Origin of the sequence: Clostridium sp. AM28-20LB (genome assembly GCF_003480665.1) — a bacterium.
GTDB lineage: Bacteria > Bacillota > Clostridia > Lachnospirales > Lachnospiraceae > Otoolea > Otoolea fessa.
Genome location: NZ_QUJN01000020.1, coordinates 451 through 726 on the forward strand (window position 1 = coordinate 451; position 276 = coordinate 726).

Genomic DNA, 276 nt, shown 5'->3' on the forward strand with positions numbered 1-276 from the left:
TAAATGAACGGTAAAACCTTTATCGTCAGCTATCTGCTGCACGAGTTCCTGTAGGTATTTCTCAACTTCTGGGGTTAATATCTTCCGTCTGTATTTCACCGACCAAACCATATGGTAGTTAATATTACACACACAAGTCCTATAATGTATAAGATTTTCTTTCATACATATAGTATATCATATCGAAATGTAATGCGCAACCATTATTCGAACGTATTTTCGTTTTTATTGTATGCCGGTTACGGCATTACTATCAAAGGATGAGAATTATTATAC

At 34.4% G+C, this 276-nt stretch carries 1 protein-coding gene; it reads right to left on the bottom strand.

Annotated features, from left to right (window positions below):
- Positions 1-171 (bottom strand): transposase (locus DW739_RS15260; protein ID WP_243023802.1); only part of this gene is annotated, 171 nt, incomplete at its 3' end.
- Positions 172-276 lie beyond the last annotated feature (105 nt).